The organism is Brevibacterium sp. LAARM3_SD1 (assembly GCF_057364765.1).
This window is the reverse complement of sequence record NZ_JBNFOL010000032.1, coordinates 1-23,837: the sequence shown is the minus strand read 5'-3', so window position 1 is coordinate 23,837 and position 23,837 is coordinate 1. Positions and strand designations below refer to the sequence as shown.

Here is a 23,837-nt window from a genome sequence, read left to right as displayed (position 1 = left end):
CTGTCGGACTCACTTGGCCCTGGATGACAGCCACACTGTCAGACCGATGACAGCGGCAAGTCCGAAGAACCAGATGAACAGGCCCTCTGCCACTGGTCCCAGCGATCCGAGCTTGAAGCCGCCGGGGGAGGGGTTGTCCGAGACTTCCTTGACGTAGGCGATGACATCGCGCTTGTCTTCGGGAGTCAGGTTCGCATCGTTGAAGATCGGCATGTTCTGCGGGCCGGTCTGCATCGCTTCGTAGAGGTGCTTCTCGGAGACCTCGGAAAGGTTCGGTGCGTACTTGCCGCGGGTCAGTGCACCGCCGGAGCCGACCACGTTGTGGCACATGGCGCAGTTGGTGCGGAACAGACCGCCGCCGGCAGCCGGGTCGCCCTTCGAAGCATCGAGGTACTCGTCTTCGGGAACTGCCGGTCCGGGGCCGAGCGAAGCAACGTAGGCAGCGAGCTGAGCAGTCTGCTCCTCATCGAACTGCGGTTCCTTGACACGTGCCTGCGGACCGTTGGCCTGCAGCGGCATGCGTCCGGTGCCGACCTGGAAGTCCACAGCAGCGGCGCCGACGCCGATGAGGCCGGGTCCGGCCTTCGTGCCTTCGGCGTTCATGCCGTGACAGGTGGCGCAGTTGGCCGCGAAGAGTTTCTTGCCTTCTTCGATATCAGAGGCGCTGGCTGTGTCCGCCTTGGCGCTCGAAGTCTGCGTGAAGAGTGCATAGGCTCCGCCGGTCAGCAGCAGTCCCACGAGAAGAAGCGCGACCAGCGCCATGGGATGTCTGCGGCGATCTGCTAGAAGCTTCACTTGATCGTCCTTTGCTTGAAGTGTTGTGAGTCCTGGGGGCCGAGCATCTCAGGCCGGCTACTGGAGCAGGTAGATGACGCCGAACAGACCGATCCAGACGACATCGACGAAGTGCCAGTAATAGGACACGCAGATTGCGAATGTGGCTTCATGGTGCCCGAACTTCTTCGCTCCGTAGGCACGTCCGATGACGAGCAGGAAGCAGATGAGTCCGATGGTCACGTGGATGCCGTGGAAGCCCGTTGTCAGGTAGAAGACGGAACCGTAGCCGTCGGAGTTGATGGAGATGCCCTCGCTGACGAGAGTCGCATACTCCATGACCTGACCGGAGACGAAGATCGCGCCCAGGGCGAAGGTGAGGTAGAACCACTCGACCATTCCCCATTTGGCGATGTTGAACAGCGAGCCGGTCCGCCGGGGGCGGAACTTCTCTGCTGCGAACACTCCGAGCTGGCAGGTGAACGAAGACGACACCAGGATCAGCGTGTTGCCGAGAGCGTAGGGGATGTCGAGGATCTGGGTCCTCGCCTCCCACAGCTCCGGAACGACGGACCGGATGGTGAAGTACATGGCGAAGAGCGCGGCAAAGAACATCAGGTCGCTCGCGAGGAACACGATGAAGCCCACCGTGGTCACATTCGGACGATTGACAACCGGATGTGCTGGCGCTGTTTGAGATGCAGTGGCAGTTGACACACCCCCATTATTACCCGTCTCGGGGTGAGTTTTCATCTTTTACCCAGGTTTCGAGAAAGAAATTTCTACACGACGTAGCAAAAACCGCGATCTGGTGCCGAAATCTCGTTTCCCAACCAGCTTCCGCCCGCGTGTCGAAGTCGCGATAGTATGCCGCAGGTAAGGTCCGCCCCAGATATCAGGGCGGCGGCAACGCCTAGTGAGAGTTCAAACGGATGACCGATTCCACGCCCTTGACCACCTCGGCAGCTCAGGCTTCCGAGGCCAGCACCACGGTTCCGGCGGCGGCTGTGAACTGGCCCGACCTGCTCATGGCGCTGATGCACCAGCAGGACCTCGACGGCGATCAGGCGGCTTGGGCGATGGATCAGATCATGTCGGGCAAGACTCCGGATGTGACAATGGCCGCATTTCTCGCCGCTCACCATACGAAGGGTGAGACGGTCGAGGAGATCGCCGGCCTCGTTGCGGCGATGATGGACCACGCCGTCCCCCTGCCCGGCCTCGAAGACTCCGTCGACATCGTCGGCACCGGAGGCGACCGTGCGAAGACGGCGAATATCTCGTCGACCGCAGCCATGATCATCTCCGCGGCCGGACAGCGGGTCGTCAAACACGGCAACCGCGCGACATCGTCGGCGTCGGGTTCGGCCGATGTGCTCGAAGCTCTCGGTGTGCGCTTCGACATCACACCCGAACAGACCGGTCAGATCGCGCAGGAGGTCGGACTGGCCTTCTGCTTCGCCAACGTCTTCCACCCGTCGATGCAGTTCGTCGCCGCCGTACGGCGACAGATCAGCGTCCCCACCGCGTTCAACATCCTCGGCCCTCTGACGAACCCGGCTCGGGCACGGCATACGGCCATCGGCGTCGCCGACGCCCAGATGGCCCCTCTCGTCGTCGGCACCCTGGCCAAACGCGGCCACCAGGCCGTGGTGTTCCGGTCACGCGACGGTCTCGACGAGCTGAGCAACACCGCCGTCAACGACGTATGGGAAGTCCGCCACGGCGAGATCGAGCACACGACCTTCGATGCACTCGATCTCGGCATCGAGCGGGCGACGAAGGAGGACCTGCGCGGCGGCGGCCCGGATGAGAACGCCGCCATCACCCGAGAGGTCCTCGACGGTGAGCGGTCGGCCGTGCGAGACATCGTGGCGATCAATGCCGCGGCCGCTCTCGTCGCCGCCGACGAATCGGCGGTGGGCTCGTTCACCGAGCGCTTGGCTCTCAAGCTCGAGACTGCGGTGGAGACGATCGACAACGGCGGAGGCGCGAACAAGCTTCAGCAGCTCATCGACGTCTCACACCGGGTGGCTGAGACGAACCGCGCCTGAGTTCTGAGCGTGGCTGGTCGCTCCCTGCCGGGGCAGCGACCAGCCACAATCGTCTGCGGGGGTCACGGAGATGAGTTCGGCGGTCTCCAACCAGCCGGACAGCAGGCGCGTCTCCTCGGGAAGTGAATCTGTGTCCTTGGGCAGCGGGCCGGGGGCAGGGACCCATTCGGCCGTCGAACGCAGCGCCATCAGGGAATCTCCCATGGCGGTCCTGGCTGACACATGGCCGGCACCGGCGAGCTTCCCGTGGCGGATGATCGCCAGGTCCCAGCCGGCCTCGAACCCGGGCGCGACAGCAACCAGTTCGGGAACTCTCCGCAGCGCCGTGACCTGTTCCGCACGTGCCGCGATCGCCACCGCCGAGCGCATCGCATCACGGACCTCGGCGGCCGTTTCGAATCTGGCCTCCCCGGCCAGTCTCTGCATCCGCTCGGCAGCCAGACGCTGCAGCGACGACAGATCTCCGGCGAGCAGGTCGAAGAGCTCACCGATGGACTTCCGGTAGTCATCGGCATCCGTGATCCCCGCACACGGACCGCCGCACTGACCGACCTGGGCACTCACACAAGGACGATGCTCGCCGAGGCTGCGCTTCGTGATGGTGGCCGTGCACCTCTTGACCGGGTAGAGGGTATCGAGGAGTTCCTTGACGGCCTGTGCCGACTTCCGCGATCGGAACGGTCCCAACGGCGGGGCGGGGGAGCGTTCGAGAGCTGAGTTCGCTCGGACCACCGACAGCCGAGGGAACAGCTCATCACTGAGCACGACCCAGGAATTGCGTTCCGGGTTCTTCGAACGCCGGTTGTACGGCGGAGCGAGCTCACCGATGAGACGGATCTCGCGGACTTCGGCTTCCAGCGCATGGGCGCAGGGAAGGCAGCTGACCTCCTGTGCCGCGGTGATCATCTCGGCCATGCGGCCGCGGTTCTCCGAGGCGTTGAAGTACCCGCGCACCCGCCTGGCCATATTTCCGGACTTGCCGATGTAGAGCACACGACGCGTGCCGTCGAGGAACATGTACACGCCGGGCTCCGCGGGAACGCCCTTGGCCAGATGGGATTTCGCCTGCCGCTTCGCCCAGCCCGACTGGCGGACGGTGGACAGCTCCTCCAGGGTCGTCACTCCATAGCCGCCGAAGCGTTCGAACAGATGGTGGAGGAGCTCTCCGGTGGCACGAGCATCGGAGAGAGCACGGTGATCGGGTTCGACCTGGGTGCCGAAATGTGCGGCGAGGGTCGAGAGCTTGTGATTGCGCACTTCGTCGCGGCCGACGACGCGTCGAGCCAGAGTGACGGTGTCGAGCACAGTGGGCGCCGGCCAGTGATAGTCGAGACGTTCACAGGCCGAGCGGAGGAAGCCGATGTCGAAAGGCGCATTGTGGGCCACCAGCACGGCTCCGATGGAGAACTCCAGAAAGCTCGGCAGAACGGAGCTGATCGGTGGGGCGTCATCGACCATCGCGTGCGTGATGCCGGTGAGCCGGGCGACGAACGGGCTGATGACGGAATGTTCGGGTTTGACTAAGGTCTGGAATTCGCCGATGACCTCGCCGCCGCGTGTCTTGACCGCACCGATCTCGGTGATCTCCGACTGCCCGGCCCGGGTGCCGGTCGTCTCGAGGTCGACTATGACGAAGGTCACGTCTGACAGGGGAGTGCCGAGACTGTCGAAGGACAGCTGGGAGTTGTGCAGTGCGCTGGGTGCGCGGTCGAACGGGGCGGTCATGAGGTTCAGTCTCTCAGGTCCCGCTGACATGAACTGCGGTCAGTACGGTCACACCGAGGATCCGTCGCCGTCGTCGGCCGATCGATGGCTCGGCAGATGGAAGAACAGTCCGACCGCTCCGCCGATGCCGACGGCCAGACCGATGAGCAGGTACCACCCCGGCAGCGGCCGGAAGAAGATGGCGCCGATGAGCAGCAGCACGACTGCGCCGAGGGCTGCGGCCCAGGACAGCACCAGAGTGGGCGAAGCGGTGCGCCACCCGATCGGTTCGGCCGGTTCGGGCTCCCAATGCTCGGCATCCTCGAGGGCGTCGCGCACATCCTCGGCGGGCATATCGCCCCCGGTCGCCGAGGGTTCGGCGATCTGCCGGACGAGGTCGTCCCACTCGTCGTCGCTGATGCGCGATCGGTCGTGTCCGATCCGCTCTGGATCGGGGACGTCTCGCCGCCAATCGTCCCGGCCCTCGTCGTCGGGAGTCGAAGCGCTGCCGTCGTCGTTCATGTCCGTTTCAGCAATTCCTCGGTCCGCGCTATTCCCGGGTCTCCGACGGGGAATGGACGGCCGCCTCGGGGCGGGCTGCCTGCAGGACCGCCTCGGCGATGGTGTTGGCATCGAAATCGAGGGTCGCCACATGCCGGGACTGACGCAGAGCGACGATTCTCGGCGGGTGCGGAAGGTTCGATCGCAGCGCCCGCAGCGTCCGCGGGCCCACGACATTGTCCTCTCCGGAGACCATGGCGGTGACGGGGCAGTCGACCTTCCACAGATCGTCGCGCACGAAGCTCAGCGCACGATGGAACGTGGCCAAGGGAGCCACCGGCGTCCGGTCGTAGGCGTACTCGTCGCGGTCCGGGTGGGCGATGTCCCCGCCGATGGACGGGATCGTGCGCACGACGCGCCGGAGCACCGGCAGCAGAGGAGCGAAGGGGGAGTCGACATACAGGGCGGGGTTGACGACGATGATCTCGTCGGGCGCGCCCTCGGCCGCGGCCAGAGCCAGAGTCAGGGCTCCACCCATCGACAAGCCGACGACGATGACCCGGTCATGGTCGGCCTGCAGCCGGCCGAGCTCCGTACGCGCCTCGCCGAGCCAGTCGGCCCATCCCGTGGCGCCCATATCCTGCCAGGTGGTGCCGTGTCCGGGCAGCTGGGGAACGCTGACGTCGATGCCCTCGGCGGCGATCGCGCGGGCGATCGGCACCCAGGAGACGGGAGAGCCGGTGAGTCCGTGGAGGAACAGCACCGCAGTCGACGAACCGGCACCGAGGCTGCGATAGGCGGCCGTCGGATCCGCCCTGAGTGTGAAATCGATCTCCATGGTTCCAGCATGGCACGGATGTGTCGTCGACGGACTTCGCTGTTCACGGTTCGTGTCGATATATGATTGCCGAGGACGACAAAGAGTCGTAGTCGGAAGGGTGCGCGTGTTCTACTGGTTTCTCAAGCGAGTCCTCGCCGGACCCATCCTGCGGATCCTCTTCCGTCCGTGGGTGCGCGGCCTGGACAATCTGCCGGCCGAAGGTCCAGCGATCATCGCCGGAAACCACAATCACTTCATGGACTCGATCTTCGTCCCGCTGCTTGCTCCGCGCCCCGTGGTGTACCTGGCGAAGAAGGACTACTTCACCGGCCGCGGCATCAAGGGCGCAGTGACGCGCTGGTTCTTCAAGCTCAACAACCAGCTGCCCATGGATCGCGGCGGCGGCTCGGGATCGCAGGCTTCGCTCGAATCGGGGCTCAAGGTCCTGCGCGAAGGCAACTCGCTGGGCATCTACCCCGAAGGCACTCGCTCGCCCGACGGCAAGCTCTATCGGGGACGCACCGGCATCGCGCGTCTCGTCCTCGAATCCGGTGCCCCCGTGGTTCCCGTGGCGATCATCGGCACGGACAAGCTGCAGCCTGCCGGTCGCCTCGTCCCCAAACTCCGGCGTGTCGGAGTGGTCTTCGGCGCACCGATGGATTTCTCTAAGTATTCGGGCCTTCCGGTCGACCGCTTCATGCTGCGGTCCGTCACCGACGAGATCATGTACGAGATCATGCGCCTGTCCGGACAGGAGTACGTCGACACCTACGCGTCGACGGTCAAGACGAAGCTGCTGACGAGCGCGAAGCCGAAGAAGTCGGAATCCGAGAAGAACGCCGCGAAGGGCCGGGATGCGGCGAAGGGCAAGGACGCTCCGAAGGGCAAAGGTGCGACGAAGGCGCAGCAGGATTCAACGGACCGGAACGAGCCTGAATCCGGCAGTGAGAACCCGTCGACCTCGGCCTGAACGACCCGCCGCTTTCCGCTCCGAGACGCCTGAAAGACATCCATGTGACATGTTCGAATACTGCGGTAACGGCGACACGCGGAAATTGTTACCTCGAGGTGTTTGTCCTGGCCGGGACGGCAGAATAACTTGGAGTTGTTGAATCCCACTGTAGGTTCGCTGGGAAGAGAGCTAGAATGACTATGTTCTCGGTCCTTCCAAGCGACCTTCGCTTCCCCCAGGGACTTTAAGGAGGAGTCGGTGTGAACCGCTCAAGTCATGAAAGCGTCGACGTGACGCCGATGCCGTCAGCAGCCCAAGGGCTGCTGTTCGATGATGATCTGCCCGTACTCGATGAAGAGGCCGGCTACCGCGGTCCCACCGTCTGCAAGGTCGTCGGCATCAGCTACCGTCGCCTCGACTACTGGGCACGCACCGATCTGGTGACCCCGTCGATCCGCAATGCGACCGGATCCGGCAGCCAGCGGCTGTACAGCTTCCGTGACATCCTCGTTCTCAAGATCGTCAAGCGACTTCTCGACACCGGCGTCGGACTGCAGTCGATCCGCACAGCGGTTGAGCACCTGCGCTCCCGCGGCGTCGAGGATCTCTCCCAGATCACCCTCATGTCCGATGGTGCCAGCGTCTTCGAGTGCACCTCACCCGATGAGGTCGTCGACCTCCTCCAGGGCGGGCAGGGCGTCTTCGGCATCGCCGTCGGTCGCGTCTGGAACGAAGTCGAAGGCTCGCTTTCGGAGTTCCCGAGCGAACGGATCCTCGAAGACGATGCGGCACTCGAGGCCATGGACGAACTCGCCGCCCGTCGCGCACGCAAGTCCGGCTGACAGCCGACAGAGAACTCACACCACCACCGAGGCGGTCCGCTCAGTCCGAGCGGACCGCCTCGGTTCGCATCAGGGACCTGATGATCTCGGACAGTAGGGGATGGATCTCGCACAGCTCAGGATCACGGTCGATCTTCATCCGAAAACAGATCTGCCGCCGCGAACCTGAGTTCGCGACGGGCAGTCGAATCGCTGCTGGGGGAGCGGCGGTGAGAGTCTCACTTCTTCTCGGGCTGCTGAGCACCGTTCTTCGCCGGGGCGGCACCACGCCGGCCGCGGATGTTCTCCGAACGCAGTGCGCGTTCGAGGAGAGCGTCGAATGAACCGGCGACTTCCTCGGCGGGCTTGCCCGGCCAGGAATGGATCGGACGTGCCGAACCCTGAGCCTGCTGCATGACGGCACGTTCGGCCAAAGGCGGATTGAGCACGAGCGGACCGAACATCTCACGCATCTCCTGGATGCGATAGTCATGTTCGGTCGAACCGGCACGCACCCGGTTGACGACCAGGCCGAGCGGCTGCAGGTCGGAAGCGCCACGCTGCCGCAGCTCATCCGTTGCCCGCAGGGCACGGTCGGCAGCCGCGACGGAGAACAGACTTGGCTCGGTCACGACCGCGACTCGGTTGCTCGCTGACCACGCTGTACGGGTGAGGCCGTTGAGGCTGGGCGGACAGTCGATGAGGACGAGCCGGTAGCCCTTGGCGATCCGAGACAGCGCATCTTCGAGCCGGCGCAGATAACGCTCGGACAGCGAAGGCCGATCGAATTCTGCGGCACGCGGAGAACCGGAGATCACATCGAGGTGGCCGAGCCTGTCGCCGACCCACCCGGAGGGGATGATCGCCTCGGACAGGATCTTCTGGGACTTCGGAGCAGCGAGCACATCGGCGATGTCGACACGCGTCGAGGTCGGCACATCGAGGCCGGTCGACGAGTCCGCCTGCGGGTCCATGTCGACGACCAGGGTGGGAATCCCCCTGTTGTAGGCCGCCGAGGCCAGACCGAGCGTCACGGATGTCTTACCGACTCCGCCTTTGAGGCTGCTGATACTTAGGACAAGCACTCTCCTACGTTAACGTATCGGCGGCTGCCGAGCCGTGCCGACCACGCCGAGACTCACGTCTCAGTCGAAAGTCGACCCCCCGGTCGCAGAGGTGTTCCAGGTCACTGAGTAGAGTATGTTTCCGACAGCTTGTCGAACAGTCGCCCAGTGCGGCCGATACAGAAGTGAGAGACACCTATGTTCTCTAAAGTTCTCGTGGCCAACCGCGGAGAGATCGCCGTTCGCGCGTTCCGTGCCGCCTATGAGCTCGGAGCCTCCACCGTCGCAGTCTTCCCTTATGAGGACCGCAATTCCGAACACCGCATGAAGGCCGACGAGGCCTACATGATCGGTGAGGAGGGTCACCCAGTCCGCGCCTACCTCAGCGTCGAAGAGATGCTGCGGGTGGCGAAGGAATCCGGCGCCGACGCCATCTACCCCGGATACGGCTTCCTCTCTGAGAACCCCGACCTGGCGCGCGCCTGTGCCGAAGCGGGAATCACCTTCATCGGGCCCAAGGCCGATGTGCTCGAACTGGCCGGAAACAAAGTCCAGGCACTGGCCGCCGCACGAAATGCCGACATCCCGGTCCTTAACTCCACCCGCCCCTCGGCCGATATCGCGCAGCTGCTCGCCGATGCCGAATCGATGGAATACCCCCTCTTCGTCAAGGCCGTTGCCGGCGGCGGCGGACGCGGAATGCGTCGCGTGGGGCAGGCATCGGACCTCGAAGACGCTCTCAAGGCCGCGATGCGCGAAGCCGAAGGTGCCTTCGGCGACCCCACGGTCTTCATCGAGCAGGCCGTGCAGCGTCCCCGTCACATCGAAGTCCAGGTCCTGGCCGACAACGACTCGAACGCCATCCACCTGTTCGAACGTGATTGCTCGGTGCAGCGCCGTCACCAGAAGGTCGTCGAGATCGCCCCGGCACCGAACCTCGATCCCGAGATCGCTGCCGCCCTCCACGCAGACGCCCTGAAGTTCGCGAAGGCGCTGGGCTACCAGAACGCCGGCACCGTGGAGTTCCTCCTCGAAACCGACGGTCCGCGCGCCGGCAAGCACGTGTTCATCGAGATGAACCCGCGCGTCCAGGTCGAACACACCGTGACCGAGGAGATCACCGACGTCGACATCGTCGCGTCGCAGATGCGCATCGCCGCCGGCGAGAGCCTCGAGGAGATCGGCCTGCGCCAGGACGAGATGCGCATCAAGGGTGCTGCCCTGCAGTGCCGCATCACCACCGAGGATCCCGCGAACTCCTTCCGTCCGGACACGGGCACCATCACCGCCTACCGCTCTGCCGGTGGTGCAGGCGTGCGCCTCGACGGCGGAACGGTCCACGCCGGTGCCTCCGTCAGCCCTCACTTCGACTCGATGCTCGTGAAGCTGTCCTGCCGTGGCCGCGACTTCGCTCAGGCCGTCGGCCGTGCCAAGCGCGCCCTCGCGGAGTTCCGCATCCGCGGTGTGTCCTCGAACATCGGATTCCTGCAGGCCGTCCTCGACGATCCCTCATTCGTCGCCGGCGACCTGTCCACCTCCTTCATCGAAGAGCGCCCGCAGCTCTTCGACGCCCGTGTGAGCGCCGACCGCGGCTCGAAGCTTCTCGACTACCTCGCCGATGTCACCGTCAACCGTCCCCACGGCGAACCGGGTCTGCGCATCCGTCCCGGCGACAAGCTGCCGAACATCGATCTCTCCGCTGCTCCTGCTGCGGGCAGCCATGACCGCCTCGCCGAACTCGGCCCCGAGGGCTTCGCCCGCGCACTGCGTGAGCAGACCGCTCTGGCGGTCACCGATACGACGTTCCGCGACGCCCACCAGTCGCTGCTCGCCACCCGCGTGCGCACCCGTGACCTCCTCGCCGTGGCCGGCCACGTGTCACGGATGACGCCCGAGCTGCTGAGCATCGAGGCGTGGGGCGGTGCCACCTATGATGTGGCGCTGCGTTTCCTCGGGGAGGATCCCTGGGAACGCCTCGAGGCTCTGCGCGAAGCGGTGCCCAACATCAACCTGCAGATGCTCCTGCGCGGACGCAACACCGTCGGCTACACCCCGTACCCGACGGAGGTCACCGACGCCTTCGTCGATGAGGCGGCTCGCACTGGCATCGACATCTTCCGCATCTTCGATGCTCTCAACGACGTCGAGCAGATGCGCCCGGCGATCGAGGCCGTGCGCGGAACGAATACGGCACTGGCCGAGGTGGCCCTGTGCTACACCTCGGACATCCTCGATCCGAAGGAAGAGCTCTACACGCTCGACTACTACCTGCGCCTGGCCGAGCAGATCGTCGATGCGGGCGCTCATGTGCTCGCCATCAAGGACATGGCCGGACTGCTGCGTCCCGCCGCTGTGGTCAAGCTCGTGACCGCTCTGCGGGAGAGCTTCGACCTGCCCGTCCACGTCCACACGCACGACACCGCGGGCGGACAGCTGGCCACCCTCTATGCTGCGGCCGCGGCGGGTGCCGATGCCGTCGATGCCGCCTCGGCGGCCATGGCCGGAACCACGAGCCAGCCGAGCCTCTCCGCCCTCGTCGCCGCATTCGAGAACACCGAACGCGACACCGGCATCAGCCTCAGCGCCGTCAGCGACCTCGAACCCTACTGGGAGTCGGTGCGCAAACTCTACGCACCCTTCGAGTCGGGACTCGCGGGACCGACGGGTCGCGTCTACCGCCATGAGATCCCGGGCGGCCAGCTGTCGAACCTGCGTCAGCAGGCCGTGGCACTGGGTCTGGGGGAGCGGTTCGAAGACATCGAGCACATGTATGCGGCCGCCGACTCGATCCTCGGCCACCTCGTCAAGGTCACCCCGTCCTCGAAGGTCGTCGGCGATCTGGCCCTCCACCTCGTCGGTGCCGGAGTCTCACCGGAGGAGTTTGCGGAGAACCCGGACAAGTTCGACATCCCGGACTCGGTCATCGGATTCCTCAACGGCGACCTCGGCGATCCTCCGGGCGGATGGCCGGAGCCGTTCCGTACGAAGGCTCTCGCCGGTCGTTCCGCCAAGCCGCTCGTCGAACACCTCGAGCCCGCGGATGCGCAGGCTCTGGAGACTCCCGGCCGGGACCGGAAGGACAAGCTCAACGAGCTGCTGTTCCCCGGACCGACGAAGGAGTTCCAGACGATGCGCGCGAACTACGGTGACCTCTCCGTCGTCGAGACCTCCGAGTACCTCTACGGACTCACCGGCGGCGAAGAGCACGCAGTCGAGCTGGCGAAGGGCAAGAACCTGCTCATCGGCGTTCAGGCCATCGGCGGAACCGACGAGCGCGGAATGCGGTCGGTCATGTTCACCCTCAACGGACAGCTGCGTCCGCTGCAGGTGCGTGACCGGTCGGTCGAGAGCGAGGTCAAGACCGCGGAGAAGGCCGATCCGAACAACAGCGGACATGTCGGCAGCCCGTTCGCCGGTGTCGTGACCATGCAGGTCCACGAGGGCGACAAGGTCGCCGTCGGCGATACCGTTGCCACGATCGAAGCCATGAAGATGGAAGCGACGATCACCACGCAGACGGCGGGAACCGTCTCGCGTGTGGCCATCGCCGACGTCCAGCAGCTCGAAGGCGGAGACCTCGTCGTGGTGATCGATGCCTGAACGCGAGATCCGGCTGTGGGGCGACCCGGTGCTGCGCAGCAAGTGTGAGCCGGTGACTGTATTCGACGATCACGTCGAAGCACTCGCCGCCGACCTCGTCGACACCGCACGGCCCGAGGGCCGTGCGGCGGTCGCCGCCCCGCAGATCGGAGTCGGTCTGCGGGCTTTCGGCTACGACCTCGACGGTCGCACCGGCTATGTCATCAATCCGGAGATCGTCGAGGTCGGAGGGCAGCTGCGCGATATCGAAGAAGGCTGCCTGTCCGTCCCGGGACTGTTCTTCCCCACCCCGCGCTATGAATTTGCTCGGGTGCGCGGGGTGGATGCGAAGAATCAGCCGATCGAGATCGAAGGCACGGAAGTCTTCGCCCAGATGCTCCAACACGAAGTCGGCCACCTCGACGGGCAGGTCTACATCCAGACCCTGCCCGCCGAGCGCCGGCGGGAAGCCATGAAGGCGATCCGCTCGGCTGACTGGTTCCTCGCCCGGATGTCCTAGCCGATCAAATCGCACACCATCGACCAATCTGACTTGAGAAGGAGAAATTTATGAGCATCCAGCGCACCGCCGTCATCGGCAGCGGACTCATGGGAGCCGGAATCGCCGAGGTGCTGGCGAAGTCCGGCCTCGACGTCATCGTCCGCGAGATCAACGAGGAGGCCTCGGCCGCCGGTCGTGCCCGCATCGAGAAGTCCCTCGCCCGCGCCGTGGACAAGGGCAAACTCGATGCCGCTGCCCGCGACGAGGCGCTCGGCCGGCTGCGGTTCACCACCGATATCAGCGATCTCGCCGACCGTCAGCTCGTCATCGAGGCAGCGAGTGAGAACGAAGACATCAAGAAGTCGATCTTCGCCGAACTCGACAAGGTCGTCACCGACCCGGATGCGATCCTCGCATCGAACACCTCGTCGATGCCGATCATCCGCTTCGCCCAGTCGACCTCGCGTCCAGAACGTGTGCTCGGTGTCCACTTCTTCAACCCGGCACCCGTGCAGCCGCTGGTTGAGGTCGTCTCCTCGGTGCTCACCGCCGAGGATGTCCGCGACATCGTGACCACCTTCGTCGCCGATGTGCTCGGCAAGAACCCGATCCAGGCCGATGACCGGCCCGGATTCATCGTCAACGCCCTGCTCATCCCGTACCTGCTCAGCGCCGTCAGGATGCTCGAGGCCGGGTCCGCCACGAAGGAGGACATCGACGCGGGTATGGTCGGCGGCTGCGCCCACCCGATGGGTCCGATCAAGCTCGCCGACCTCGTCGGTCTCGACACCTGCCTCTATGCCGCAGAGAGCATGTATGAGGAGACCGGTGATCCGGCCGCGAAGCCGCCGATCCTGCTCTCCCGCATGGTCGACGCCGGTCTGCTCGGTGTGAAGTCCGGTCGCGGCTTCTACGAATACTGAGCCGAATCGGCAGTGATTTCGGCAGAGTCGACGTCTCGGCCGAAATACCGGGCACAAACAGGTCCGCCCCCGAACCGAAATGATTCGGGGGCGGGCATGTCTCTGTCTGCAGGTTATGGGAAGTTCAGCCGGCCAACAGCTTCTCGTAGCTGGCCAGCCGCACACACGCGACGAGCCCCTGGGCCGCGAGTTCGACCTCGTCGAGGGTCGGCATCGTCGGGGCGATGCGGATGACGTTGTTGTGCGGGTCGAGTCCGTACGGGTGAGTGGCTCCGGCCGGTGTCAGCTTCACTCCGGCCTCTCCGGCGAGTTTGACGACTCGATCGGCGATGCCCTCCATCGTCGTCAGAGTGATGAAATAACCGCCGTCGGGTGAGGTCCACTGTGCGAGTTCGTCCGCTCCGAGTCCATCCTCCAGCGCCTTGAGCACGGCGTCGAATTTCGGTGCGATGATCTCGGCGTGCTTGCGCATATGTGCTTCGACCCCGGCGGTGTCGGAGAAGAACCGGACATGGCGCAGCTGGTTGATCTTGTCGGGGCCGATCGCAACATTCCCGAGGTTCGCACGCATCCAATCGACCGTGGCCGGGCCGCCGGCGAAGAACGAGACTCCGGCTCCTGCATGGGTGATCTTCGATGTCGAGGCGAAGATCCAGGCTCGTTCGGGATGGCCCTCCTCGGCGCACAGGCTGAGGATGTCGAGATTGTCCGGGTGGTTCTCACGCAGATGGTGCACCCCGTAGGCGTTGTCCCACAGCAGCGCGAAGTCGGGTGCCGCGGTGGGCATAGCCGCGAGTTCCCGCGCTCGGGCCCCGGTGATGGTGATTCCGGTCGGATTGGAATACATCGGCACCAGCCACATGCCCTTGACCGCCGGGTCTTCGGCCAGACGCTGCGCCTCGGCGACGATCGGACCTTCCTCGTCCATCGGGATGGTCAGCAGCTCGAACCCGAGGGATTCGGCCAGGGTGAAATGCCGATCGTACCCGGGCACTGGGCACAGCAGTTTATGCGGACCCTGACCCCACGGACGATCGTCGACGGCCGTTCCGTGCAGGAGTGCGAAGGTCAGCGCCTGGGACATGAACGTCAGCGAGGCATTGCCTCCGGCCAGCAGCTGCTCGGCCGGCACCTTGAGCAGCGGGGCGAAGATCTCCCGCAGTTCGATGAGCCCATCGAGACCGCCGTAGTTGCGAGTGTCGACTCCACCGGGAGTGAGGTAGTCATCGCCGCTGACGGCGGTGAGCAGATCGGCGGCGAGGTCGAGCTGCTCCGGGGCGGGCTTGCCCCGAGTGATGTCGAGAGCGAGGCCGCGCGAGGCGAATTCCTCATAGGCGGCGGAGGCCTCATCCAGTTTGGACTGGAGATCGGACGGTGCGGACATGCTGACTCCTCAGGGCTGGGAACGGGCCGTTGACTCCATCCTATCGACTCGCTGATCGGCGACGACGCTAGAGTGGTCTGCAGCGGTCGCCAGGACGACCGCTGCAGACCTGGTGAAAGGCAGAATCACGATGGTGCGACCACGCGCGCAGCCCGCCCACGGACGCAGTTTCGGCGTCCAGGCCGGGGTCTATGACGAGGTGCGCCCCGGTTATCCCGACGCGGCACTCGATCTGGCGCTTGCCGGTTGGGACCGGCAATGGTCCGATCTGCGCGTGTGCGACCTCGGGGCCGGAACCGGGATCCTCAGCCGCCGGCTGCGCGACCTCGGCGCCGAAGTCATCGCCGTCGATCCCGACGCGGTCGCGCTCGAACGCAATCCTGCTCCCACCGTGGTCGGCACCGCTGAGGACACCGGCCTGGAGGCGGAGAGCCTCGACCTCGTCACCGTCGCGCAGGCTTGGCACTGGTTCGACGAAGCGAGTGCCGCAGCCGAGGCGGCCCGCATCCTCAAACCCGGAGGTCGGCTCCTCATCCTCATCAACCAACTCGATGTCCGCGTCGACTGGGTGCTCCGTTTGAGCCGGATCATGCATGCCGGCGATGTGTACCGGCCGCAGTACCGGCCCCAGCCCGGAGCCGGACTGACCCTCATCGACCACACGCTCGTGGAATTCGCCACTGAACTGTCCGTCGACGGTATCGTCGACCTGGCTCGGACGCGTTCCTATTGGCTGCGCTCGAATGAGAAGACGCGGGCCCGAGTCGAATCGAATCTGCGGGAGTATCTGCGAGTGGAACATCCGGTTCCGGACACGGTAGATCTGCCCTATATGTGTTTGGCCTACCTCCTCGAACGGCGCTGATCATCAACGCCACTGAACTCGAACGGTGCCGAACGAACGAAGCGGGCCGCACCCGAATAGGGGTGCGGCCCGCTGTCAGCGTCCGAGTGTCGGAGCGGAGTCCGATCCTCGTTTCACTCAGGTGCGCCGGAGCCCGGCGCCGTTGTCAGCTGTCGACGCCGGGGGAGTGGGGCTCGTCCGACGTGGAGGATTCGACCACCTCGGGGGTGGTCTGTCCGGAAGCGTGCGAGACTGAGATCTTCCGGGGGCGAGCCTCCTCGGCGACGGGGATCGTCAGCGTGAGGACGCCGTCGCTGTAGTCGGCGCGGATGCGATCCAGGGCCACCCGATTGCCGAGCGTGAGCTGGCGGGCGTAGGTGCCGTTGGTGCGTTCCCTGGTCAGCCACTTCACGTCCTTGTCGGCGACCTCGGACTCACGACGGGCACGCACGGTGAGCGTGCGGTCCTCGACGTCGACATCGATGCTGCTCGGATCGACTCCTGGCATGTCGATGCGGGCGATGAAGACTTCACCGTCACGGTAGAGGTCCATCGGCAGGGTGGTGGCATTCGGAGTGCGGGTCACCTCGGAGAAGAATCGGTCGAGGTCACGGATGGGGTCGAAACGTGTAGCCATGTGCTTCCTTTCGTTCGGGTCCTACATTGAGTCAAACACACTCAACTTTGAAATGATTCCAAACTCATGAAATTCTCAGTCTGTGAGCCTGGTTCCGATACTCCTCGCCCTTCTTCCCGTCACGGTGCTCATCGCCTTCGGCCTCGTGCTGAAGCGGCTGCCGGGATTTCGGAGTTCGGAGTTCTGGTCCGGTGCGGAGAAGCTCGCGTACTACTGTCTCCTTCCGGTGCTCCTCTTCACCTCCGTCGCCGAGGTGGACGTGGCCCATGTCCCGCTCGCGCGCTTGGCAGCGGCGCTCGTCATCCCCACTGTGATCGTATCCGTGGGCATCGTCCTGGCCCGCCGAGTCATCGCCCGCGACCTCCCCGCCTTCACCTCCGTACTCCAGGGCGGGGTCCGGTTCAACACCTATATCGGTCTGTCCCTGGCCGGCAGTCTGTTCGGGTCCGAAGGCAGCGCCGTGGCCGCGATCGTCGCAGCAATCCTCGTCCCCACGGTCAATGTCATCTCGAGCCTCGGATTCGAGTTCCTGCGCACGGGGCCGACCTCGCTGCTCGCGCTGCTGCGGGCGATCGTGACGAATCCGCTGGTGCTCGGCTGTGTCGCCGGAGCCGCAGTAAACATCACCGGTCTGGGCCTGCCGGATGTGGCGGCGACAGTCCTCGATCCCTTGGCAGCCGCCTCGCTGCCCATCGGTCTGCTGTGCGTCGGCGCCGGTCTGCAGACGTTCTCCATGCGTGCCCACGCCAGGGCCATCGTCACCTCGACGCTCATCAAGCTGCTCGTGCTGCCGGGACTGTCACTGGCAGCACTGTCCATCGTCGACCTCCCGACGGTGCCGGCGCTGGTCGGACTGCTCTTCCAATCGATCGCGACGGCGAGCTCCGGCTATGTCATGGCCCGGCAGCTCGGGGGAGATGCGAAGCTCATGGCCGCCCTCATCGCCGGCCAGACCGTCGTCATGCTCGTGACTCTGCCGGTCGTGCTCCTCATCGCACAGTCCGTTCTCGGCTGAGCACGAGGCCTCCTGTTCGACCGCGCACGTCTCCCTGCCGCCGGTCCGGTCCAGACATCACAGCGGCCGACCCCGTGATGGGATCGGCCGCTGAGTTCTCGCCTCGCAGTCCCAATCGGCTCATATCGCTGGAGATGAGCGCGGAGCCGAAGTGGTCAATCTGCAGATGTCACTCGCTGTCGGCGGTGATATCGGGGTGGCGCGAGCCGAGCTCGGAATCGATGCGCAGGACGCCGGCTCCGTCGGTGCCGACGCGCTCGAGGCGACCGATGATCTCGGAGATGCTCGACTCCTCTTCGACCTGCTCGTCGATGAACCAGTGGAGCAGCGGCAGGACGTCGAGGTCGGCTTCGGACTGAGCGGTGCGGTAGAGGTTCCGGATGGACTCGGAGACCTTCTCCTCGTGCGCAAGTGCGGCCTTGAAGAAGTCGATCGGCTGCGAACCGGAGACCTTCGGAGCGGCGATATCACCGATCTGAGGGGCGAATCCGCGGTCGAGGCAGTGCTGAGTGAACTTGGCGGCGTGAACCTGCTCTTCTTCGGACTGGGCGCGCATCCAGCGCGTCATTCCGGGCAGATCGAGATCGTCGAGCTGGATGGAGAGCTGGAGGTAGACCAACGAGGCTTCGAGTTCGAGGGTGACCTGCTCGTTGAGGACCTTCTGCATTGCGGGGCTCAGGTGCATCTTTTACTCCTTTGCGGTTCGAGGCGGATCCATTCCGCCTGCTTAGACAATATCCTGACACCTTTTCTAGAACGGTTCCAGTGTGGAAAGGCTCGGCAAACTCTGCCCAGGTTTGCCATACCTGCCTTTCCCTGCCCTCCGTGCCGAAGCGAACCCTGTTGCGAGAACCGCTTGCGAGAACCGCTCAGAACACGGGATGCCGCGCGTGGTGGCCGGTTGCGGCTTCGAAGGCATGCGCAACTCGGAGCAACTCGACATCAGCACCTGGTTTCGCCACGATCTGCACACCGACCGGCAGACCGGAGTCCGAGAAGCCGGCCGGCACCGAGATCGCCGGGCACCCGGTTGCCGAGATCAGGCACAGTGCCCGCATCCAATCGAGGTAGTTGTTCAGGGGCACCCCGTTGATCTGCGTCGGGTATTCGATGTCGGCATCGAACGGCAGGACCTGACAGGTGGTGAGCACAAGGACATCGTGTCCGGCGAAGTAGCGGTCGATCTCACCGTGCAAGCGCGTGCGTGCGGATTCCGCGGACACCACCTCGGCACCGGTGAAGTCGAGGCCCATGCGGATGTTCCACCTCACCGATTCCTTGATCTTGTCGGGGTGGGCTTCATACAGCCCGCCCCAGGAACCGACGAAGTCGAGGGCACGACGGACATTGAACACCTCATCGGCGTCGATGAGGTTCGGGATCTCGTCGTCCACATGCGCGCCGAGGCGGCCGAACACCTGAGCGGCGGAGGCGACGATGTCCTTCACCTCTGTCTCGACCGGCAGCAGTCCGTCCAGATCGGGACTGAACCCGACCCGGAGACCGGTGAGGTCGGGGGAGCGGTCAGCCTCGAGGGCGAATTCCGGCAGGTCGAAGACTCCGCCCGACTCGGGGATCGATCCCGGCGCCGAGGCATGTGGACCGGAGGCCACGGACATCAGCAGCGCCACATCGGAGACCGTACGGGCCATGAACCCGCTCTGCGACAGCCACGCATAGGGATTGCCCGGGGCAACGTGCGGGATGCGGCCGTTGCTCGGTCGGAATCCGACGACGTTGTTGAACGATGCCGGCGAGCGCAGCGATCCGCCCATATCCGATCCGTCTCCGGAGGCCTGAATCCCGGCCGCGAGCACCGCCCCGACCCCGCCGGAGGATCCCGATGCCGATTTCGTCCGGTCGTACGGGTTCACCGTCGTCCCGAACACCTCGTTGAAGGTGTGCGAGCCGGCCGCGAACTCGGGCACATTCGTCTTGCCCGTCGTCGTGATCCCCGCGGCCCTGAGTCGGGCGATGATGAGCGCGTCCGTTTCGGGTACGCGATCAGCCATGAGCGGCGAACCCCAGGTCGTGCGCATTCCCGCGGTGTCGTGAGTGTCCTTATGGGTCATCGGCACCCCATGCAGGGCACCGTAGCTCTCTCCGCGAGCTGTCGCGGCATCGGCGTCTGCGGCCCGGGCGAAGGCGGCCTCGTCGTCACGGGTGACGACGGCATTGAGGGCAGGGTTGACCTCGTCGATGCGGTCGAGGTGGACCTGCAGCGCCTCTCGCGCCGAGACCTCCTTGGATGCGATCCGGGCCGCCAGTTCACGAGTCGACCACCACAGCATCTCCTCGCTCATGCGCCGTCCTTTCCGACCTTGCTCAGCACTGCAGAAAGGGCGGCTCTGATGCCGGTCTCGAGCGTGGTCTCAACATCGTCGGGGGCGAAATACGGGGAGTGGTTCCCGGGCGGAGTCTGCCCGTCGGCGAACTTCGCGGGGGAGTAGCCGCCGAAGAACCAGTACACGTACGGGACTCCGATGTCATCGCCGAAGGCTCCGACATCCTCGCTGCCGGTAGCCGGCTCGGACAGATGAACCTGCTCGGTACCGAGTTCGGCTCCCACATGGGTGAGGAACGACTCGGTCTCCTCGGGATCGTTGAAGCAGCGCGGGAATCGATACATCTCCTCGATCTCCGGTTCCGGTGCCCCAGACGCCTGCGCCTCGGCGACGATGATGCGGCGGACACGGTCGAGGACGACTTCGCGGACCTCCTCGGTGAAGGTGCGGATATTGAGTTTGAACTCGGCGGAGTCGGGGATGATGTTCTCCTTGAGTCCGCCGTGGAAGGTGCCCACGGTGACCACGGACATATCGCGACCGGAGATCTCGCGTGACACGACCGACTGGAGGCGGGTGATCATATAGGCGCCGAGGACGATCGGGTCGATCGCGTTCTCCGGCTGTGAGCCGTGCGCCTGCTTGCCCTTGACGGTCACACGCAGGCAGTCGGACATCGCCATGGCGGTGCCGCTGCTGACGTAGAGGTGCCCCGCTGCTCCGGGCCACACGTGCTGGCCGAAGATGACCTCGGGACGCACGATCTGATCCCACAGTCCGTCGTCGAGCATTGCGCGCGCACCTTGGCCGGTCTCCTCACCGGGTTGGAAGAGCATGACGACGGTCCCCGACCACAGATCCCTGTGCGTGACGAGGTGCTTGGCGAGGTAGAGCCCGACGGTGATGTGGGTGTCGTGGCCGCAGCCGTGCATGACCTTTGTGGTCTCCCCGTCGGGAAGCGTGCCGTCCGCGGTGGAGGCGTAGTCGTACCCGGTGTCCTCGCTGATCGGCAGTCCGTCGATGTCGGCCCGGTAGCCGATGACAGGTCCGTCGCCGTTCTCGATCACGGCGACGACTCCGGTCCCGCCGAAGGTGTGGGTCGTGAGGCCGAGGGACTGGAGCCGGGAGGCGATCTCGGCGGCGGTGTTCGTCTCCTGCATCGACAGTTCGGGAGTGCGGTGGAAGTGTTTGTAGTCGGCGATCGTCTGGTCGAGATCGGCACTGATCGACGCGCGGATGGCGGGGTTGAGAGACATGATGTCCTTTCAGCAGTGGTCTGGTCTCATCTTGGCAGGATTCGTCGAATGCGGGGGTGAGTCTCGGCAGTCGAGCACCCACCGCAATCGGTTGTCGGCAGTGTTCGTCAGTTGATGCCGACGGTATCGGTGCCGTCGCTGTCGGGCCGCTTGTCCGTGACCGATTTGTTGCGGGTGAACCAGGTGATGAGGATGGTCAGGAACACGACGATCGCGACGTCTCCGGGCGCGAGCACGGGAACCAGCTGCACGAGGACGAGAATGACCAGCGCCGCCATGCCCAGCGCGATGAGCGTCGACTTGAGCTGCCTGAGAGAGGCGATGAGCTGGACGGTGACACCGCCGAGGATGGCCGGGAGGATGTAGAGCTTCGCGACGAGGGTGACCGGCTCGGGGACGAGGGTGACGAGCCACGTGCCGAGGATGCCGACGAACATGACCATCGAGGCGACGTGGATGATCGCGGCCCCGCAGATCGCCATCGTCGCCGCGTATTCGCCCTTGCGGGTGCCCGGCTTCGCGCCGATCGTGTCCTGAGCGACGATCGCCGAGGGCAGCAGTTTGTTCGAGACGTTGCCGATCATGAACGCCTGGTACATGCCGGCAGGCCCGAGGATCGGGAAGTAGGTGAGTGGTTCGACGATGTAGAAGACTCCGTAGACGGCGAACACGGCGAGGAATCCCTTGAGGATCTCCCCGAAATTGATGTTCGCGTCCGCGACGAAGAGCAGATAGAAGGGCACCGAGGTGGCGATGAGGAATCCGATGAACAGCGTGATCGAACCCCATCGGCTGGTGGTGCGTTCGAAGGCCGCGTGTGAGGGTGATGTGATGATCGATGACATGGTCTCTCCTCAGGCTTCGGGCAGTCCGAGACCGGCGTAGTGGGCGAAATAGGCGGCGACGAGGCCGATGAGCAGGGAGAACCCCAGGCCCCATTCCTTCAGCCAATTCTGTTTCAGTGTTTTGGCCAGCAGCAGGCAGATGCTCATGACCACTGCCGAGACGATGACGGCGATGACGTGGGTCGGCGATTTCGGCAATTCGCGGAAGGTCAGGGCCGCGAAGGCTGCGAGCAGTGCAGCGCCCGGGATGATCGACATGAGCGCAGGATTGACCTTCTCGAGCTTGTGGGAGCTGCGCTTGAAGACCGGGGTGAGGATGAGGGTGGAGATCATCCAGCCTGCTCCCGAGAGGCTCATCGCCATGAGAGCGACGATGAAGACTCCGCGAGTGAAGGTCTCATCGCCGAGGTTCGCACCCATGGTGCCTGCGGCCAGGGAGGCAGAGGCCACTTCTGTGGCGGCGGATCCGATGAGTCCGACGCGGACGATGACAGGGGGAGTGCCGAACAGCGGCAGCAGGGCGATGGCGACGAGCACCACCGACAGAGATGGTCCGATCGCGGCGACACCGCCGGCACGGAAAGCCGAACGGACCTCCTGTTGGCTCATTCCCGCGGACTCGGCGTTCTTCTTCACCGCGGTCATATAGATGAGCGATTGCACGACGACGACGCCCATCACCGCCATCGCGAGTATCCAGAGTATGGGGGCATTTGCGAGGCCGATGTAGTCGGCCGAACCGCTGGCCATAGGCATGGTCAGCTCCTCACTTCATTGTCGAGTTGCAGAGACGCAGACCGACAGGGCAGGTATGGTATACCATCAGTCTCTGCGCAGGAACAAACCTATACTGACCGAACGGTCAGGGACCATAGGTTGGAGAGAAGTTCTCATTTCGCGAGACTGATCACGGCGATAGCCGACTTCTGTCCCGTTGGTGAGGACGCCGCTTTTCGGAGACCAGTCGACGTAGGCTGATGGCATGGATGCAGCAACGGCAGAGCAACTCGATCGCGCGGAAGCCTGTTGGGTCGCAACGCTCCAGCGCGTGCGGGAGACGGACCTGAATCTCACGAGCGGTGCCGACGACTGGACGAATGCGGAGCTCATCAATCACCTCATCGGCGGGGGAGTCCGATACACGAAGCTGTTGGGGCAGGCGAGCACCGCCGAGGTCGAGGCCGTAAGGGGACTCGACCATCTCGGCGATGACATGATCCAGTCATTCTGGACGCACGAGAGCACATTCAGGTCACGTGCGGACACCTGCGATCTCACAGCGCTGGTGGCTCACCGGATCGGGAACATCCCGGGGGAGCAGCTTGTCCAGATGCGCATCCTCGAGCTATCGCTCCATGCCGCGGATCTCGCACGCGGCATCGGCTGCGACTGGCCCATCGACGAAGAGCTCGCTGAGTTCATCTACGTCGAACTCGGCGAGCTCATCATCACCCTCGGGGCCCTAGGCGGATACGAGCCGCCGCGCTCGAGCGGCGATGGGGCTTCATACGCCCAGCGGGTGCTGCGACTCTCCGGGCGGTGAGCGGAAGGGCATGGGCGCAGAGAGCGCCGGTGCTCTATTTCTTCTTCGGTGAGATGTACATGGTGATGTGTGCGGTGACGAAGGCGATGCCATTCGCGTCGAGGACATCGACAGGGACGACCAGGTCGAACTTCTCCTCGCCGAATTCGGGGATCTCTTCAAGTCGGGTGACAGCCGTGACCGGCCCTTTGCTGGCCTTGGCGTTGTATTGCACAGTCATTCCCGCCGGGATCCAGCGGTGAGTGGGCGGCACGGTCGCTTCCGTCATGACGCCGGCGGCGACTTCGGCCATATTGCCACGACTCGATCGCGCTGATGAGGTAGGCCGGACTCG

23 protein-coding genes are annotated in these 23,837 nt (G+C 64.7%); 9 read left to right on the top strand and 14 right to left on the bottom strand.

Features of this window, described 5'->3' with window-relative positions; translation table 11 throughout:
* Positions 1–9: 9 nt before the first annotated feature.
* Complete coding sequence (qcrC, locus tag AC2W7L_RS15350; RefSeq protein ID WP_167196143.1) at positions 10–795, bottom strand: cytochrome bc1 complex diheme cytochrome c subunit; 786 nt, start codon at positions 793–795, stop codon at positions 10–12.
* Positions 796–852: 57 nt separating this feature from the next.
* Positions 853–1,527, bottom strand: a complete 675-nt coding sequence (gene ctaE, locus AC2W7L_RS15345) for an aa3-type cytochrome oxidase subunit III (RefSeq protein WP_208091502.1) — start codon at positions 1,525–1,527, stop codon at positions 853–855.
* A gap of 179 nt (positions 1,528–1,706) precedes the next feature.
* Between ctaE and trpD the strand changes: the two genes are divergently transcribed.
* Positions 1,707–2,828, top strand: a complete 1,122-nt coding sequence (gene trpD / locus AC2W7L_RS15340; protein ID WP_486005132.1) for an anthranilate phosphoribosyltransferase — start codon at positions 1,707–1,709, stop codon at positions 2,826–2,828.
* On the opposite strand, the gene AC2W7L_RS15335 is transcribed toward trpD, so the two are convergent.
* Genes AC2W7L_RS15335 through AC2W7L_RS15325 form a run of 3 tightly spaced genes read right to left on the bottom strand, consistent with a single transcriptional unit; the run spans position 2,796 to position 5,871 of the window.
* Positions 2,796–4,553 (bottom strand): DEDD exonuclease domain-containing protein, encoded by a 1,758-nt coding sequence (locus AC2W7L_RS15335; RefSeq protein WP_486005131.1) that lies wholly within the window; start codon positions 4,551–4,553, stop codon positions 2,796–2,798. The genes trpD and AC2W7L_RS15335 overlap by 33 nt on opposite strands.
* A 48-nt stretch (positions 4,554–4,601) precedes the next feature.
* Positions 4,602–5,054 (bottom strand): YiaA/YiaB family inner membrane protein, encoded by a 453-nt coding sequence (locus tag AC2W7L_RS15330; RefSeq protein ID WP_486005130.1) that lies wholly within the window; start codon positions 5,052–5,054, stop codon positions 4,602–4,604.
* 28 nt (positions 5,055–5,082) lie between these two features.
* A complete protein-coding gene (locus AC2W7L_RS15325) occupies positions 5,083–5,871 on the bottom strand; it encodes an alpha/beta hydrolase (protein WP_486005129.1) in 789 nt (262 codons plus the stop codon).
* A 106-nt stretch (positions 5,872–5,977) separates the two neighbouring features.
* Between AC2W7L_RS15325 and AC2W7L_RS15320 the strand changes: the two genes are divergently transcribed.
* Together AC2W7L_RS15320 and AC2W7L_RS15315 are read left to right on the top strand one after the other, a co-directional pair.
* A complete protein-coding gene (locus AC2W7L_RS15320) occupies positions 5,978–6,823 on the top strand; it encodes a lysophospholipid acyltransferase family protein (RefSeq protein ID WP_486005128.1) in 846 nt (281 codons plus the stop codon).
* 242 nt (positions 6,824–7,065) lie between these two features.
* Positions 7,066–7,647, top strand: coding sequence for a MerR family transcriptional regulator (locus AC2W7L_RS15315; RefSeq protein ID WP_486005127.1), 582 nt, complete (start codon positions 7,066–7,068; stop codon positions 7,645–7,647).
* A 218-nt stretch (positions 7,648–7,865) separates the two neighbouring features.
* Here AC2W7L_RS15315 and AC2W7L_RS15310 read toward each other — a convergent pair whose 3' ends face one another.
* Positions 7,866–8,711, bottom strand: coding sequence for a ParA family protein (locus AC2W7L_RS15310; protein ID WP_167196161.1), 846 nt, complete (start codon positions 8,709–8,711; stop codon positions 7,866–7,868).
* 177 nt (positions 8,712–8,888) lie between these two features.
* On the opposite strand from AC2W7L_RS15310, the gene AC2W7L_RS15305 reads away from it, so the two are divergent.
* Genes AC2W7L_RS15305 through AC2W7L_RS15295 form a run of 3 tightly spaced genes read left to right on the top strand, consistent with a single transcriptional unit; the run spans position 8,889 to position 13,694 of the window.
* A complete protein-coding gene (locus AC2W7L_RS15305; RefSeq protein WP_486005126.1) occupies positions 8,889–12,290 on the top strand; it encodes a pyruvate carboxylase in 3,402 nt (1,133 codons plus the stop codon).
* A complete protein-coding gene (locus AC2W7L_RS15300) occupies positions 12,283–12,789 on the top strand; it encodes a peptide deformylase (protein WP_486005125.1) in 507 nt (168 codons plus the stop codon). Before AC2W7L_RS15305 ends, AC2W7L_RS15300 begins: the two co-directional genes overlap by 8 nt.
* Positions 12,790–12,839: 50 nt before the next feature.
* Entirely contained in the window at positions 12,840–13,694 is an 855-nt protein-coding gene (locus AC2W7L_RS15295; RefSeq protein ID WP_486005124.1) for a 3-hydroxybutyryl-CoA dehydrogenase, read from the top strand.
* A gap of 124 nt (positions 13,695–13,818) precedes the next feature.
* On the opposite strand, the gene AC2W7L_RS15290 is transcribed toward AC2W7L_RS15295, so the two are convergent.
* Positions 13,819–15,078 (bottom strand): aspartate aminotransferase type Ic, encoded by a 1,260-nt coding sequence (locus tag AC2W7L_RS15290; protein ID WP_486005123.1) that lies wholly within the window; start codon positions 15,076–15,078, stop codon positions 13,819–13,821.
* A 130-nt stretch (positions 15,079–15,208) separates the two neighbouring features.
* Between AC2W7L_RS15290 and AC2W7L_RS15285 the strand changes: the two genes are divergently transcribed.
* The gene (locus AC2W7L_RS15285; protein ID WP_486005122.1) at positions 15,209–15,943 is read left to right on the top strand and encodes a class I SAM-dependent methyltransferase; all 735 of its coding nucleotides are present in this window, start codon (positions 15,209–15,211) and stop codon (positions 15,941–15,943) included.
* 145 nt (positions 15,944–16,088) lie between these two features.
* Here AC2W7L_RS15285 and AC2W7L_RS15280 read toward each other — a convergent pair whose 3' ends face one another.
* A complete protein-coding gene (locus AC2W7L_RS15280; RefSeq protein ID WP_167196178.1) occupies positions 16,089–16,559 on the bottom strand; it encodes an Hsp20/alpha crystallin family protein in 471 nt (156 codons plus the stop codon).
* 82 nt (positions 16,560–16,641) lie between these two features.
* Between AC2W7L_RS15280 and AC2W7L_RS15275 the strand changes: the two genes are divergently transcribed.
* Positions 16,642–17,574: an AEC family transporter gene (locus AC2W7L_RS15275; protein ID WP_486005121.1), complete on the top strand. Its 933-nt coding sequence runs from the start codon at positions 16,642–16,644 to the stop codon at positions 17,572–17,574.
* A gap of 169 nt (positions 17,575–17,743) precedes the next feature.
* Here the strand turns inward: AC2W7L_RS15275 and AC2W7L_RS15270 are convergent, their stop codons facing one another.
* The 5 genes from AC2W7L_RS15270 to AC2W7L_RS15250 all read right to left on the bottom strand — a co-directional run bounded on the left by AC2W7L_RS15270 (position 17,744) and on the right by AC2W7L_RS15250 (position 22,716).
* Positions 17,744–18,259 (bottom strand): ferritin, encoded by a 516-nt coding sequence (locus AC2W7L_RS15270; protein ID WP_486005120.1) that lies wholly within the window; start codon positions 18,257–18,259, stop codon positions 17,744–17,746.
* A 184-nt stretch (positions 18,260–18,443) separates the two neighbouring features.
* Positions 18,444–19,877: an amidase gene (locus tag AC2W7L_RS15265; RefSeq protein WP_486005119.1), complete on the bottom strand. Its 1,434-nt coding sequence runs from the start codon at positions 19,875–19,877 to the stop codon at positions 18,444–18,446.
* Positions 19,874–21,115, bottom strand: a complete 1,242-nt coding sequence (locus AC2W7L_RS15260) for an amidohydrolase (RefSeq protein ID WP_486005118.1) — start codon at positions 21,113–21,115, stop codon at positions 19,874–19,876. Before AC2W7L_RS15260 ends, AC2W7L_RS15265 begins: the two co-directional genes overlap by 4 nt.
* A gap of 107 nt (positions 21,116–21,222) precedes the next feature.
* Positions 21,223–21,960, bottom strand: coding sequence for a hypothetical protein (locus AC2W7L_RS15255; RefSeq protein WP_486005117.1), 738 nt, complete (start codon positions 21,958–21,960; stop codon positions 21,223–21,225).
* Positions 21,961–21,969: 9 nt separating this feature from the next.
* Positions 21,970–22,716, bottom strand: a complete 747-nt coding sequence (locus AC2W7L_RS15250) for a DUF5058 family protein (protein ID WP_167196195.1) — start codon at positions 22,714–22,716, stop codon at positions 21,970–21,972.
* Between the two features lie 226 nt (positions 22,717–22,942).
* Between AC2W7L_RS15250 and AC2W7L_RS15245 the strand changes: the two genes are divergently transcribed.
* Complete coding sequence (locus AC2W7L_RS15245; RefSeq protein ID WP_486005116.1) at positions 22,943–23,503, top strand: maleylpyruvate isomerase N-terminal domain-containing protein; 561 nt, start codon at positions 22,943–22,945, stop codon at positions 23,501–23,503.
* A gap of 34 nt (positions 23,504–23,537) precedes the next feature.
* Here AC2W7L_RS15245 and AC2W7L_RS15240 read toward each other — a convergent pair.
* Positions 23,538–23,837 (bottom strand): DUF4442 domain-containing protein (locus tag AC2W7L_RS15240; RefSeq protein WP_486005115.1); only part of this gene is annotated, 300 nt, incomplete at its 5' end.

Bases quoted from the DNA above. Each gene is read 5' to 3' on its own strand.
- AC2W7L_RS15300 (WP_486005125.1), top strand. From the start codon at position 12,283: ATGCCTGAACGCGAGATCCGGCTGTGGGGCGACCCGGTGCTGCGCAGC.
- trpD (WP_486005132.1), top strand. From the start codon at position 1,707: ATGACCGATTCCACGCCCTTGACCACCTCGGCAGCTCAGGCTTCCGAG.
- AC2W7L_RS15260 (WP_486005118.1), bottom strand. From the start codon at position 21,115: ATGTCTCTCAACCCCGCCATCCGCGCGTCGATCAGTGCCGATCTCGAC.
- AC2W7L_RS15290 (WP_486005123.1), bottom strand. From the start codon at position 15,078: ATGTCCGCACCGTCCGATCTCCAGTCCAAACTGGATGAGGCCTCCGCC.
- AC2W7L_RS15255 (WP_486005117.1), bottom strand. From the start codon at position 21,960: ATGTCATCGATCATCACATCACCCTCACACGCGGCCTTCGAACGCACC.
- AC2W7L_RS15305 (WP_486005126.1), top strand. From the start codon at position 8,889: ATGTTCTCTAAAGTTCTCGTGGCCAACCGCGGAGAGATCGCCGTTCGC.
- AC2W7L_RS15250 (WP_167196195.1), bottom strand. From the start codon at position 22,716: ATGCCTATGGCCAGCGGTTCGGCCGACTACATCGGCCTCGCAAATGCC.
- AC2W7L_RS15270 (WP_486005120.1), bottom strand. From the start codon at position 18,259: ATGCACCTGAGCCCCGCAATGCAGAAGGTCCTCAACGAGCAGGTCACC.
- ctaE (WP_208091502.1), bottom strand. From the start codon at position 1,527: ATGAAAACTCACCCCGAGACGGGTAATAATGGGGGTGTGTCAACTGCC.
- AC2W7L_RS15325 (WP_486005129.1), bottom strand. From the start codon at position 5,871: ATGGAGATCGATTTCACACTCAGGGCGGATCCGACGGCCGCCTATCGC.
- AC2W7L_RS15280 (WP_167196178.1), bottom strand. From the start codon at position 16,559: ATGGCTACACGTTTCGACCCCATCCGTGACCTCGACCGATTCTTCTCC.
- AC2W7L_RS15295 (WP_486005124.1), top strand. From the start codon at position 12,840: ATGAGCATCCAGCGCACCGCCGTCATCGGCAGCGGACTCATGGGAGCC.
- AC2W7L_RS15335 (WP_486005131.1), bottom strand. From the start codon at position 4,553: ATGACCGCCCCGTTCGACCGCGCACCCAGCGCACTGCACAACTCCCAG.
- AC2W7L_RS15245 (WP_486005116.1), top strand. From the start codon at position 22,943: ATGGATGCAGCAACGGCAGAGCAACTCGATCGCGCGGAAGCCTGTTGG.
- AC2W7L_RS15265 (WP_486005119.1), bottom strand. From the start codon at position 19,877: ATGAGCGAGGAGATGCTGTGGTGGTCGACTCGTGAACTGGCGGCCCGG.
- AC2W7L_RS15330 (WP_486005130.1), bottom strand. From the start codon at position 5,054: ATGAACGACGACGGCAGCGCTTCGACTCCCGACGACGAGGGCCGGGAC.
- AC2W7L_RS15285 (WP_486005122.1), top strand. From the start codon at position 15,209: ATGGTGCGACCACGCGCGCAGCCCGCCCACGGACGCAGTTTCGGCGTC.